The 13,287-nt window shown below is 41.6% G+C and carries 7 protein-coding genes; all 7 read left to right on the plus strand.

All coding sequences use genetic code 11. The annotated features are described in order from the left end of the window. Positions 1-10 precede the first annotated feature (10 nt). The 7 genes from NIES593_RS17355 (at position 11) to NIES593_RS17385 (ending at position 13,182) form a co-directional block, all read left to right on the plus strand. Positions 11-1,558, plus strand: a complete 1,548-nt coding sequence (locus tag NIES593_RS17355; protein ID WP_073600778.1) for a condensation domain-containing protein — start codon at positions 11-13, stop codon at positions 1,556-1,558. Beyond that, a complete protein-coding gene (locus tag NIES593_RS17360; RefSeq protein ID WP_073600779.1) occupies positions 1,555-2,595 on the plus strand; it encodes a TauD/TfdA family dioxygenase in 1,041 nt (346 codons plus the stop codon). Before NIES593_RS17355 ends, NIES593_RS17360 begins: the two co-directional genes overlap by 4 nt. Then, complete coding sequence (locus tag NIES593_RS17365) at positions 2,595-5,732, plus strand: non-ribosomal peptide synthetase (protein WP_073600780.1); 3,138 nt, start codon at positions 2,595-2,597, stop codon at positions 5,730-5,732. The genes NIES593_RS17360 and NIES593_RS17365 overlap by 1 nt, the downstream gene beginning before the upstream one ends. 67 nt (positions 5,733-5,799) lie before the next feature. Next, entirely contained in the window at positions 5,800-10,386 is a 4,587-nt protein-coding gene (locus NIES593_RS17370) for a non-ribosomal peptide synthetase family protein (RefSeq protein WP_073600781.1), read from the plus strand. A gap of 73 nt (positions 10,387-10,459) precedes the next feature. Further along, positions 10,460-11,899, plus strand: coding sequence for an aspartate aminotransferase family protein (locus NIES593_RS17375; RefSeq protein ID WP_083602478.1), 1,440 nt, complete (start codon positions 10,460-10,462; stop codon positions 11,897-11,899). A 19-nt stretch (positions 11,900-11,918) separates the two neighbouring features. Next, positions 11,919-12,161: an MbtH family protein gene (locus tag NIES593_RS17380; protein WP_073600782.1), complete on the plus strand. Its 243-nt coding sequence runs from the start codon at positions 11,919-11,921 to the stop codon at positions 12,159-12,161. Between the two features lie 271 nt (positions 12,162-12,432). Beyond that, the gene (locus tag NIES593_RS17385; RefSeq protein ID WP_073600783.1) at positions 12,433-13,182 is read left to right on the plus strand and encodes a thioesterase II family protein; all 750 of its coding nucleotides are present in this window, start codon (positions 12,433-12,435) and stop codon (positions 13,180-13,182) included. Positions 13,183-13,287: the final 105 nt, after the last annotated feature.

Below are 13,287 nucleotides of genomic sequence, written 5' to 3' on the forward strand. Positions count from 1 at the left end.
AAGGATAAAAATGAGCGATATTTCTACACGAATTGCGGCACTTTCTCCAGAGAAACGCAAGCTTTTACTACAACGTCTCAATCCCAAAAAAGAAATAAAATCCCAAAGTCGAGAGTCTGGCGTTTTTCCTCTTTCGTTTGCTCAACAACGGTTGTGGTTTCTCGACCAATTACAACCAGGAAACACTGCTTTTAATATCTTTCAACCCGTGCGCTTGATGGGTAAACTCGACGTTGCAGCACTAGAACAAAGCTTTAAAGAAGTCGTGAAGCGTCATGAAATCTTGCAAACGAATTTTGCTTTAGTAGAGGGTCAACCGAGTCAGATTATTCATTCTAGCGACACTTTTAACGTATTAATAATCGATTTACAGCAACTTACTCCAAACAGAAGAGAAATAGAAGCGATCGCATTAGCACAAAAAGAGTCACAATACTCTTTCAATTTAGCTAAAGGATCGTTAATACGGGTTACTTTATTAAAACTCAGCGAAACCGAACACCTATTATTATTAACCTTGCATCATATTATTGCTGATGGTTGGTCGATAGGCGTACTGATTCGCGAAATTAAAGCTTTATACGAAGCTTTCTCGTTAGGGAATCCTTCGCCGCTTCCCGATTTACCCATCCAGTATGCTGACTTTGCCGTTTGGCAGAGAAATTGGTTGCAAGGCGAACAATTGGAGACGCAACTTGCTTACTGGAAACAGCAATTAAACGATATTTCGATCTTAGAACTACCGCGCGATCGCGATCGTCCAAAAGTTCAAACTTATTGCGGTGCAAGAGAATCTTTATTCATAGACGAGTCTTTAACCCATAAGCTGAAGAATTTAAACAAAACAAAAGGCATTACCTTATTTATGATCTTGCTAGCAGCATTTCAAACCCTGCTGCATTGGTATGCCAAACAAGATAATATCGTCGTCGGTACGGATATCGCAAATCGAAATCAACCCGAAGTCCTGGGATTAATCGGATTTTTCGTCAATCAGTTGGTATTGCGGACGAATTTTGTAGGAAATCCTACGTTTGCTGAGTTGCTTTTGAGAGTGCGAGAGATGGCATTAGATGCTTATACTCATCAAGATATCCCTTTTGATACGCTAGTCGATGCTCTCAAATCAAAACGAGAATTAAATCGATCGCCTTTTTTTCAAGTCAAATTTATTTTAGAAAATACCCCAACTTCCTCGCTGGAATTGAAGGGGTTAACGGCAACTCATCTAAATATTAATAAAAAGACAACGCAACTCGATTTATTGCTGGAGTTAGCAGAGACAGAGAAGGGAATAGATGGTGCTTTGGAATATAACACCGATTTATTCGATGCTACTACCATTCGCGCGATCGCGAAACAGTATAAAACGCTTTTATCAGAGATTGCAATAAATCCTCAAATCGCATTAAACGAACTTTTAGAGTTACTAACCGAAAATGATAAGCAAAATCGACTCATTCAACAACAGAAAAGGAAAGAAATATTTCAGCAAAAGTTAACCCAAGTAAAACGAAAGCTTATTAATGCCACAACAGCAACTCAGGAGGCAGAATGAAAAAATTGGAATTTAAAAACATCAAACGTAAAGCAGTCGATGTACGCTCCGAAACCGCAATTTCCTTAGAATTTCTAGAGAATAATGCAACCTTACCTTTAATTATCAAACCCGCGATCGCAAATCTCGATTTAGCAGAATGGACTTGCGCCAACCGAGACTTTATTGATGCCAAATTGTTAAAACATGGCGCTATTTTACTTCGGGATTTCCAAATTACCACAGCACCCGTTTTTGAACGATTTGGATTAGCGATTTGTTCGGAACTTTTCAATGAAAATGGCGAACATCCGCGAGAAACAGTAAGTGGTAATGTTTATACGCCTGTTTTTTATCCTAGCGATCGCAAATTGTTATGGCATAACGAAAACTCTTTTAACCATTTTTTCCCACAAAAAATATTATTTGCCTGTCGTCAACCAGCACAAGAAGGAGGAGAAACGCCAATTGTTGACAGTCGCAAGGTATTTGAGTTACTCAATCCTAAGATTAAAAAGCTATTTCTTAAAAAGAAAGTCATGTACTTGCGTAACTATAGTGACCGATTGGGACTCAACTGGCAAAAAGTTTTTCAAACTAACAATAAGGCAGAAGTAGAAACGCGCTGCCGACAAGCTTTTATTGATTTTGATTGGCGGGAAAATCGCCTGAGAACTCGTTCTATTCGTCCTGCCGCAGTTAAACATCCAAAAACCGGAGAAATGACCTGGTTTACTCAAGCGCAACATTGGCATCCTGCTTGTTTGGACGAACAAACGCGCCAGTTATTTAAATCTTCATTTCAAGCAGAAGATTTGCCTCGCAATTGTTATTACGGCGATGGCACTTTTATTGAAGATTCGGTAATGGAAGAAATTTGTAATATATATCAACAGTTAGAAGTAACTTTTTCTTGGAAAAAAGGAGATGTATTAGTTCTAGATAATTTATTAACCGCTCACGGACGCAATCCTTTTGTGGGAGAAAGACAATTATTAGTTGCGATGGGTGACATGATGAGTTTTGCAGATATTGAAGATTTAGGGGAGGGAAAATAATGTTAGAACAAATGCAAGGATTTCAACTTTCTCCACAGCAAAAGCGTCTTTGGTTGATTCAACAAGATAGCGCTGTTTATCGTTCCCAATGCGCTATTCTTATCGAGGGAAATTTACAAGTAGAAATTTTAAGAGAAGCTTTACAAAAAGTTAGCGATCGCCATGAAATACTACGCACTAATTTTCATCAGTCTCAAGGTTTAAAAATTCCCCTGCAAACCATTCGCGATCGTGCGAAAGTATATTTTCAAGAAAGTAATTTTTGTGAAAAAGATTTGTTTAAATATGCTAGACAGTATTATTTTAATCTAGAAAAAGATTTTTTGTTAAAGACAATTTTAGTAACTTTGTCGTCCGAAAAATCTCTTTTATTTTTAGATATGCCTGCTTTAATTGCAGATACGATAACTCTAAGTAATTTAGTTGGCGAAATCGGTCATTGTTATGACTCTTGCTTGCACGAAGAAGAACTAGATGGCGAACCATTACAATATGCCGATCTCGCTCAATGGCAAAACGAATTACTAGAATCGAAAGAAGCAAAAGAAGCGCACAAGTATTGGAATCAATTAGATTTTTCTCAACTTAAAACTAGTAAACTAACAAGTGAAATTAGAATAAATGATAGAACAAATTTTAATCCAGATTGTCTTACTTTATTGTTCGATACCGATCCAATCGGAAAAATAGACGCAATCGCGCAACAATATCAAACTTCAGTTTCAACATTTCTTTTAACTTGCTGGCAAATTTTGCTCTGGCGACTTACCGGACAATCGGATTTAATTATCGGTACTAATTTTGACGGTCGTAATTATGAAGAACTGAAAGAAGCATTGGGATTATTCGCCAAATACTTACCACTTTCTTGCTCTTTAGAGGCAAATCAAAAGTTTAGCAATGTTTTAGTTAATATCAACCAGGTTTTAGACGAAATATCTCAGTATCAAGAAAGCTTTATCTGGGAAAAGGTTAGTGAATTAGAAGATGATTTCTTTCCATTTTGTTTTGAGTATGAAGAAGCACCATCTAAATATATTGCTACCGACATAGCTTTATCGATCGCTCGATGTTATGTCTGTTTCGATCGCTTTAAAATTAAACTTTCCTGCACTCGTCAATTAGATAATGCGATCGCTGTCGGATTTAATTACGACACGAATCGTTTTGTTAAAGAAGACATTCAACGCCTAGCAGAACAATTTGAAACTCTTTTAAACAGCGCGATTGAAAACCCCGAAACAACAATCGATCGCTTAAATCTTCTCAGTTCAAAAGAGCGATCGCAACTTTTAATCGAATTCAACAACACCAAAACCGCAAACTTACCGTATCAGTGCATTCATCATTGGTTTGAAGAACAATGCGATCGCACTCCCGATAATATTGCCGTCATCTGCGAAAACCAACAATTAACCTATCGTGAATTAAACAACCGTGCCAATCGAGTAGCGCATTATCTACAAAAATTAGGCGTAGGTGCGGAGGTGTTAGTAGGAATTTGCTTAGCGCGATCGCTTGAAATGGTAATAGGTATCCTAGGCATTCTTAAAGCTGGGGGTGCTTATGTCGCGATCGATCCAACTTATCCCCAGGAGCGCAAAGCTTTTATATTAGAAGATACGCGGATGCCGTTACTGTTGACGCAACAAAGTTTAGCAGCAGACATCCCCACAGATACAGTCAAAATCATTTGCTTAGATATCGATTGGGACATTATTGCTCGGCAAAGCACAGAAAACCTAGTCAGCAAAACCAACGAACATAATTTAGCCTACGTTATCTATACCTCCGGTTCAACTGGCAAACCCAAAGGAACCTTAATTCCTCATCGTGGTTTGGTTAATTATCTCAACTGGTGTACGCAGGCGTATGCAGTCGCACAAGGGACGGGAACCTTAGTTCACTCTTCCCTTGCCTTCGATTTAACCGTTACTAGTCTCTTGTCGCCGCTAGTGGTAGGAAATCGAGTCGAACTACTTCCCGAAAACCAGGGAATCGATGCACTTTGGAAAAAATTACGTCAAAAATCTAATCTCAGCCTCATCAAAATTACACCCGCTCATCTAGAATTACTCAGTCAACAACTATCTCCCCAAGAAGCAAGCGATCGCACTAACGCTTTCATCATCGGCGGCGAAAACCTTACAACTGAGCAAATCGCCTTTTGGCAGGATTTCGCCCCAAATACGATGTTAATTAACGAATACGGCCCAACTGAAACCGTAGTTGGTTGCTGCATCTATCAAGTCCCGACAAACTATCTTCAATCTGGTTCCATTCCCATCGGAGGTGCGATCGCGAATACCCAACTTTATGTCTTAGATCGTCACCTGCAACCAGTACCTATAGGAGTGCCAGGAGAATTATACATTGGCGGTGCGGGAGTAGCGAGAGGCTATCTAAACCGTCCCGAACTCACTGCCGAAAAATTTATCCCCAACCCCTTCAGCAACGAATCAGGCGAACGTCTTTACAAAACAGGCGATTTAGTCGTGTTTCGATCCGACGGCAATTTAGAATTTCTCGAACGCATTGATAACCAAGTGAAAATTCGCGGTTTTCGTATCGAACTCGGAGAGATAGAAACGCTACTGTCTCAACATCCTAACGTCAAAGATGCCGTAGTTATAGCACGTGAAGACACACCAGGCGATCGCCGTTTAGTCGCTTACATCGTCCTCAAACAAGAATTCTCCGACAACCTTTGCCATTACCTCAAACAAAAACTACCCGATTACATGATTCCTTCAGACATCGTTTCCTTAACCGCTTTTCCATTAACCATCAATGGCAAAATAGACAGAAAAGCCTTACCAGAACCAGCAAGCGCTAGCTCAGAAAATTATATTGCTCCTCGAAACTCAACCGAAGAGAAAATCGCCAAAATTTGGGCAGAAATCCTGAAACGAGATCGCATTAGCATCCACGATAACTTTTTTGACATAGGAGGACATTCTTTGCTCGTCACTCAATTAATCTCTCGATTGCGCGACATATTTCAAATCGAACTGTCCATCCAGCAAATCTTTGAAACTCCCACCATCGCAGACTTAGCTTTAGTAATAACACAACAACTCGCCCAACAAGCAGACGAAGACATACTCGCTCAAGCACTCGCAGAATTAGAAAGCTAAGTCACTAACCGTAACCTCTCCCCTTCTCCTCTGTGCCTCTGCGCCTCTGTGCGAGATAAAAACAATCATGAGTAACCTGCTAAAACGAATTGAAAATCTCTCCCCCGAAAAACGCGAACTCCTTTTGCAAAAACTCAACCAGCAAAAAGGAAACATCTCGCCAACAAAAATCGAACCTCAAAACAGAGATACTAATACTTTCCCTCTCTCATTTGCTCAAACCCGACTCTGGTTTTTTGCTCAACTAGAACCGGATAGTTATGCTTATAACATTCCTACCGCCGTGCGTTTGACGGGAGCGCTCGACGTACCAGCATTATCAAAAAGCATTAACGCGATCGCGCAACGACACGAAGCTTTAAGAACTAATTTTACTCAAATCAACGGGCAACCCGTTCAAATTATTCGTCAATATTCTCCTATAAACTTACCCGTAATAGATTTACAAGCTTTACCGCCAACCCAACAACAGGAAGAAAGTCAAAGAATCGCGCGAGAAGAAGCAGAAAAACCTTTTAATTTAGAAAAAGATTGTTTATTACGCTTTAAATTGCTGCGATTAGCGCCTGACGACTATATAGTCTTATTTACTACGCATCACATTATTTCTGATGCCTGGTCAACGGGCATCCTCATCCAAGAATTAGTAATACTCTATAAAGCTTTCTGTGCTGGCCAACCCTCGCCGCTTCCCGATTTCCCCATCCAGTATGCAGATTTTGCCGTCTGGCAGCGAAAATGGTTACAGGGAGAAGTTTTACAAAGCCAACTCAACTACTGGAAACAACAGTTAGGTAATGCTCCTGCTGCTTTAGAGTTGCCAACCGATCGCCCGCGTCCATCCATTCAAAGCGATCGCGGTGCTATTCAATCGCTTATTCTATCCCAATCTTTAACTAGAGCTTTAAAAGATCTCTCGCAACAAGAAGGCGTAACGCTATTCATGACCCTGCTAGCAGCCTTCAAAGTCTTATTGTATCGCTACACTGGGCAACAAGACATCGCGATCGGCACTCCCATTGCCAACCGCAATCGAACAGAAACCGAAGAGTTAATTGGCTTTTTTGTCAATACCTTAGTGTTGCGTACCAATTTACAAGGAAATCCCAGTTTTCGCCAACTTCTCAAACGAGTGCGCGAGGTGACTTTAGGCGCTTATGCCCATCAAGACTTGCCTTTCGAGCAGTTAGTCGAAGAAATCAAACCAGAGCGAGATTTAAGTCATAGCTCGCTGTTTCAAGTCATGTTTATCCTTCAAAATGCGCCAATGGAAGCTTTAGAACTTCCAGGACTAACCTTAAATACTTTGCCAGTTGAGAGTGTAACGGCGAATTTCGATCTGACTCTTTCAATGAGCGAGAGCGATCGCGGACTAATAGGGTGGTTAGAATACAATACCGATTTATTTGATGCTACAACGATCGCGCGAATGCTAGGACATTTCCAGACGTTGTTAGAAAGCATTGTTACTAATTGCGATCGCACTATATCAGACTTGCCAATCCTCACCGACTCCCAACGCCAACAACTGCTTGTAGAGTTTAACCAATCTAAAATTCAAAATCGAAAATCCAAAATCGATCGCTGCATCCATACCCTATTCGAGCAACAAGTAAAACTAACACCCAATGCGATCGCTGTGGTTTATGAAAGCGAACAGTTGACATATTTGCAATTAAATGCTAAAGCAAATCAACTCGCTCGTTTCCTGCGATCGCTCGGCGTTAAACCAGAAACGCTAGTAGGACTGTGTGTGGAACGTTCCCTAGATTTAGTCGTGGGAGTCTTAGGAATTCTTAAAGCAGGTGGCGCTTATCTTCCTCTCGATCCCGCCTATCCTCAAGAGCGATTAGCTTTTATGTTAGCCGACGCTCAAGTTTCCGTGCTAGTTACCCAAACTCAACTAACAAATCAATTGCCAACTAACCAAGCAGCGATCGTTACTCTAGAAGATCCCAAAATTGCCCAACAAGAAAAAGAAAATCTCGTCAGCGAAGTTACTCCAGAAAACCTTGCTTATGTAATTTATACTTCCGGTTCTACAGGTCAAGCAAAAGGCGTAATGGTTTGTCATCGTAATCTAGTCAATGCTTATTTTGCCTGGGAAGAAGCTTATCGCCTGCGAGAAGTCACAAGTCATTTACAGATGGCGAGTTTTTCATTCGATGTTTTTGCTGGGGATTTAGTTCGCGCTTTGTGTTCCGGCGGTAAACTCGTTCTTTGTCCAAAAGAAATACTGCTCGAACCCCAACAACTTTATCAATTAATGGTTCGAGAAAAAGTTGACTGTGCTGAATTCGTGCCAGTCGTGCTAAGAAACCTCATCCAATATTTAGAGTCTAGCCAACAGCGTCTCGATTTCATGCGGTTGTTAATCTGCGGTTCCGATAGTTGGTACGTGAAAGAGTACGAACAATTCCGAACCTTTTGCGGTTCTCAGACGCGACTAATCAACTCCTTTGGTTTAACCGAAGCAACCATTGATAGTTCTTATTTTGAAGCAGGGACAGTCGTACCTACAGAAAAGTTAGTTCCGATTGGATCTCCTTTCACCAATACCCAAATTTATATCTTAGACTCTTACTTCCAGCCAGTTCCCATTGGCGTTATTGGCGAACTCTATATCGGCGGTTTGGGTTTAGCTAGAGGATATCTCAATCGAGCAGATTTAACCGCTCAAAAATTCATCCCCAACCCTTTTAGCACGGGAACTCGTCTTTATAAAACGGGAGACATGGGACGTTATTTAAGCGACGGAAACATTGAATTACTCGGTCGTACCGACCATCAAGTAAAAATTCGCGGTTTTCGCGTCGAATTAGGAGAAATTGAAGCAGTTTTAAGACAACACCCAACCGTGCGAGAGACGGCGGTTTTAGTACGAAACGATTTGTACGGGAATAGCTGTTTAGTCGCTTATATCGTTTCTAATAGCGATCGCTCTAACGTTACTCTAAAACGCTTCCTACAAGAACGATTGCCTAATTATATGGTTCCCTCCGCCTTTGTCTGGTTGGAGTCATTGCCGCTGACACCCAATGGAAAAATCGATCGCCATGCCTTACCTATCCCAGAACGCGAATTAGAGGAAACCTTTATTGCACCTCGCACCGAATTAGAGAAAGTTCTTGCTAATCTGTGGACTCAGATTTTAGGGGTAGAAAACATCGGCATTCATGACAACTTTTTTGAATTGGGAGGACATTCTTTATTAACCACTCAACTGATGGTCAAAATTCGAGAAGCTTTTCGGGTAGATATGCCTCTGCGGATTCTCTTTGAATCGCCTACGATCGCAAGTTTAGCCGAAAGTTTAGAACAAATTTTTAAAGCAGGATTGTCCCACACATTGAGTCAAGAAACGATTTTAGATTTAAATGCTGAAGCCGTTCTCGATGATACAATTTTCCCAGAAAATAATTTAGTCGAACTAACAACCGATCCAAATTCAATCTTTTTGACCGGAGCGACCGGATTTCTAGGAGCTTTTTTACTCTACGAACTTCTGCAACAAACCCAAGCCAATATTTATTGTTTGGTACGTGCTTCTAATCTTGAGGAAGGAAAAAATAAACTGCAAAAATGTCTGGAATCCTATTTGATTTGGCAAGAATCTTTTAGCTCTAGAATCGTCCCAGTAATAGGAGATTTATCTAAGCCACTTTTAGGACTTTCTCAAGAAAATTTCCACGAAATAGCACAAACAATCGATCTTATTTATCACAATGGCGCATGGGTTCATCATATCTATCCTTACTCCGTACTCAAAGCTGCTAACGTTTTAGGCACACAAGAAGTTCTTAGATTGGCTTGTCAAAGCAAAACCAAACCCGTCCATTTCATTTCTACTTCTAGTGTCTTTTGTGCCTCTAATTTTGAGAAAATTAAAGTTGTTAAAGAAGGAGATAGTTTTAATGATTTTCTCCTTCCCGATAATGGCTACGTTCAGACGAAATGGGTTAGCGAAAAGCTAATTAAAATTGCCCAGAGTCGAGGACTTCCTATCTCTATTTATCGCTTGGGGCGCGTATCGGGACACAGCCAAACGGGTGTTTTTAATGCCAATGACTTTTTATACAGATTAATTGTAGGCTGCGTTCGACTGGGCATTGCACCAGAAGGCGACATTATGGAGGACATTATGCCCGTCGATTATGTCAGTCGCGCGATCGCGCATTTATCGAGACAAACAACTTCTCTTGGCAAAGCTTTTCACCTCGTCAATCCTCAATTGCTTCACTCCGATATGCTAATCGACGCAATTCATTCCCTTGGCTATCCCCTACAACAAGTTTCTTACGATCGCTGGCGAGAAAAACTAATCGAAATTGCCACTCATTCCCCCGAACATCCTTTATATCCTCTCGTCCCGTTCTTTCCAGCAAGGGAATCCCAAGAAAAACCTTCTGGTTCGGTAGAGACGCGATATATCGCGTCTTTACAGTTCGATTGTCACAATACCCTAACAGGACTAGCAGGTACAGAGATCGCTTGTCCCGCGATCGACAAGCAACTGCTTGCAACTTACCTCGCTCACCTCGCACAAGGCGGCTTCTTGAATCCGCCATCCTCTCATACCCAGGACTTACCAGTCGATCCCCCAACCCCCTTTTCAAGGGGGCTTTCGGATTCCCCCCTTCAAAAGGGGGGCTAGGGGGGATCGAGTCTTTAGCCATTGAGTGCATAAGTCCTAATACCAATAACTCACAAAAGGAGAAATAAAGACAATGCAGTCAGCTAAATCTACTTTATCAACCGATTCTATAACATCTCCGCCCGTTAGCCCTGAAATACTTCAACAGAGACATCTAGAGACTTTAATCGCACGCTACTCTCAGCGGACGAAAACCTCAAAACAAATGACCCAAACCTATCGTCCCGTTCTCGCTGATGTCAGGGGTTCGGCGGGATTCCATTCTGTCATCAAAGAGATCGTCTATCCCATCATCGGGCATCGAGCATCTGGCTCTAAGATGTGGGATGTTGATGGCAATGAATATATCGATCTCGTTATGGGTTTTGGGGTCAATTTATTCGGTCACAATCCCCCCTTTATTAAAGAAGCATTGGCAAAAAGACTCGAACAAGGCATACACATTGGGCCGCAATCCGATCTCGCGGGTGAAGTTGCTGAGTTATTTAGCGAACTTACGGGAATGGAGCGCGTAACCTTCAGCAATACGGGCACGGAAGCTGTCATGACAGCGTTACGTTTAGCACGAGCGGCAACAGGTCGCCATAAGATTGCTTTGTTCTCAAATTCCTATCACGGACATTTTGACGGAACTCTGGTCAAAGCTAACACGACAGATGAAAACCAAAATTTCCATGCAATACCGAGTTTTCCTGGTGTCTCGCCCAATAGTGTTAAAGATGTTATAGTTCTTGATTATGGCAATTTCCAAGCACTCGAAATCATCAAAGCGAATGCCGATGAATTAGCAGCCGTTCTCATCGAACCCATCCAAAACGATCGCCCTGGCTTACAACCGCGAGAGTTTTTGCATCAGTTAAGGCAGTTAACGCAAAGTTCGGGAATTACATTAATCTTCGATGAAATGCTGACTGGCTTTCGCATTCATCTCGGCGGCGCGCAGGCATGGTTCGGTATCGAAGCAGATATCGCTACCTATGGAAAGATCGTCGGCGGTGGAATGCCCATCGGCGTTATTGCTGGCAAAGCTGCCTACATGGACAAGATTGACGGCGGAATGTGGCAATATGGGGATTCATCCTCGCCTCAAGTCGAAAAGACGTTCTTTGCGGGCACTTATTGCAAGCATCCATTAGCGATGGCGGCGGCTAAAGCGGTTCTCGAATATCTCAAAAGTCAAGGGACTACGTTACAGGAACGACTCAACGAAAAAACCAACCAATTCATTAACACGCTCAATAACTATTTTGAAGAAGAAGGAGTATCGATCGCACTTGCGAATTGTGGCTCGATTTTTAATTCTGTTCCTTTGGACAATGCTGATGTTTTAGATAATTCCCATCCTGGAGGAGATATCGATTTAATTTACTATCACCTTATCGATAAAGGAATATTTATCTTACCAGGTGGCGGTTTAATGTCTACAGCACATACAAATGAAGATTGCGATCGCGTCATTCAAGCAGTTAAAGATAGCGTCCAAGAACTGCGAGAAGTCGGTTTTTTACCTTAATACATTACAGGAGATTAACATGAGTAACAATGACAGAGAAGACACTACAATCTACAAAGTTGTAGTCAATCATGAAGAACAGTATTCTATTTGGGCAATCGATCGCGATAACCCTCTTGGCTGGAAAGACGTAGGAAAAAGCGGCTTAAAACAAGAATGTCTTGATTACATCAAAGAAGTTTGGACGGATATGCGACCTTTGAGCCTCCGCAAGCAGATGGATGAAGCTGCTATAGCAAGTCGAAATGAATCACGAATATAGCAGTAGTGCGGGCATCTTGCCCGCGCGGACTTTGAGCTTCGCAATACATAAAAATTAGCGTTCATCAATGAAATAGACTCGCTATAGTAACGCTTAGTGCAAATGTAAAGAAGGGATTTATGCGATCGCTTCCTCCCTTTATTACAGGTTGCCGTAGTAATCCTAATGAAATTAGGAGAAATACATCAAACGCGAGCAAGATGCTCGCACTCCAGCTTATCTTCTGAATGATTTTAGGATTGCTTTGCTTATTTGATTTGTAGATAAAATCATGACCCATACCCAAACTTTTAACGATTGGATTACTTGTCCTAAACCAAATCCTCAAGCAAAACTGAGACTATTTTGCTTTCCCTATGCAGGCGGTGCAGCTTGGAACTTTCGCACTTGGCATAGCAACTTACCTACTAATGTTGAAGTCTGTGCGCTCGAACTTCCCGGACGGGGAACTCGGATCTTGTCCTCCCCGTTTACGCGAATGGAGCTTCTAGTTAAAGCGATCGCGATCGCCCTGCAACCCTACTTAGACAAACCGTTTGCTTTCTTCGGTCACAGTATGGGCGCACTGGTTAGCTTTGAGGTAAGCCGTTTTTTACGTCGAGAATGGGGGATTTTTCCAGTTCATCTGTTTGTATCCGGTCGTCGCGCCCCTCAAATTCCCAATTCTCATGCTCCCATTTACGACCTTCAAGAAACCGAGTTTTTAGAAAAATTACGCGCTTTTAATGGCACGCCTGCCGAAGTCTTAGAACATAAGGAATTAATGGAGTTAATGATTCCTATCTTGCGGGCAGATTTTGCCGTTCTAGAAACCTATCTTTACACTCCAGAGCCTCCACTTGCTTGTCCGATCGCGGTTTTTGGTGGCTTACAAGATCGAGATGTTAGCGGGATCGAGTTGGAAGCTTGGCGGGAGCAGACGCACGATTCTTTTCAATTACAGATGTTTCCAGGCGATCATTTTTTCCTTCACTCAGCACGATCGCTTTTACTTCAAAGTCTGGCTCAACAGATATCTTAAGTCAAACAAGACTAATAAAGATTTCTTGCTTCTTTTTTGTTAATAGTTGATAATCTTTCTTATTTAAAACCCATTCTTTTCACTAAAATATTGCCATTGACCGTA

It is taken from the genome of Hydrococcus rivularis NIES-593, from assembly GCF_001904635.1.
Lineage (GTDB): Bacteria > Cyanobacteriota > Cyanobacteriia > Cyanobacteriales > Microcystaceae > Hydrococcus > Hydrococcus rivularis.

What these genes read in the sequence shown, in the direction of transcription:
- NIES593_RS17355 (WP_073600778.1), top strand. Translation starts at nt 11, where the DNA reads ATGAGCGATATTTCTACACGAATTGCGGCACTTTCTCCAGAGAAACGC.
- NIES593_RS17360 (WP_073600779.1), top strand. Translation starts at nt 1,555, where the DNA reads ATGAAAAAATTGGAATTTAAAAACATCAAACGTAAAGCAGTCGATGTA.
- NIES593_RS17365 (WP_073600780.1), top strand. Translation starts at nt 2,595, where the DNA reads ATGTTAGAACAAATGCAAGGATTTCAACTTTCTCCACAGCAAAAGCGT.
- NIES593_RS17370 (WP_073600781.1), top strand. Translation starts at nt 5,800, where the DNA reads ATGAGTAACCTGCTAAAACGAATTGAAAATCTCTCCCCCGAAAAACGC.
- NIES593_RS17375 (WP_083602478.1), top strand. Translation starts at nt 10,460, where the DNA reads ATGCAGTCAGCTAAATCTACTTTATCAACCGATTCTATAACATCTCCG.
- NIES593_RS17380 (WP_073600782.1), top strand. Translation starts at nt 11,919, where the DNA reads ATGAGTAACAATGACAGAGAAGACACTACAATCTACAAAGTTGTAGTC.
- NIES593_RS17385 (WP_073600783.1), top strand. Translation starts at nt 12,433, where the DNA reads ATGACCCATACCCAAACTTTTAACGATTGGATTACTTGTCCTAAACCA.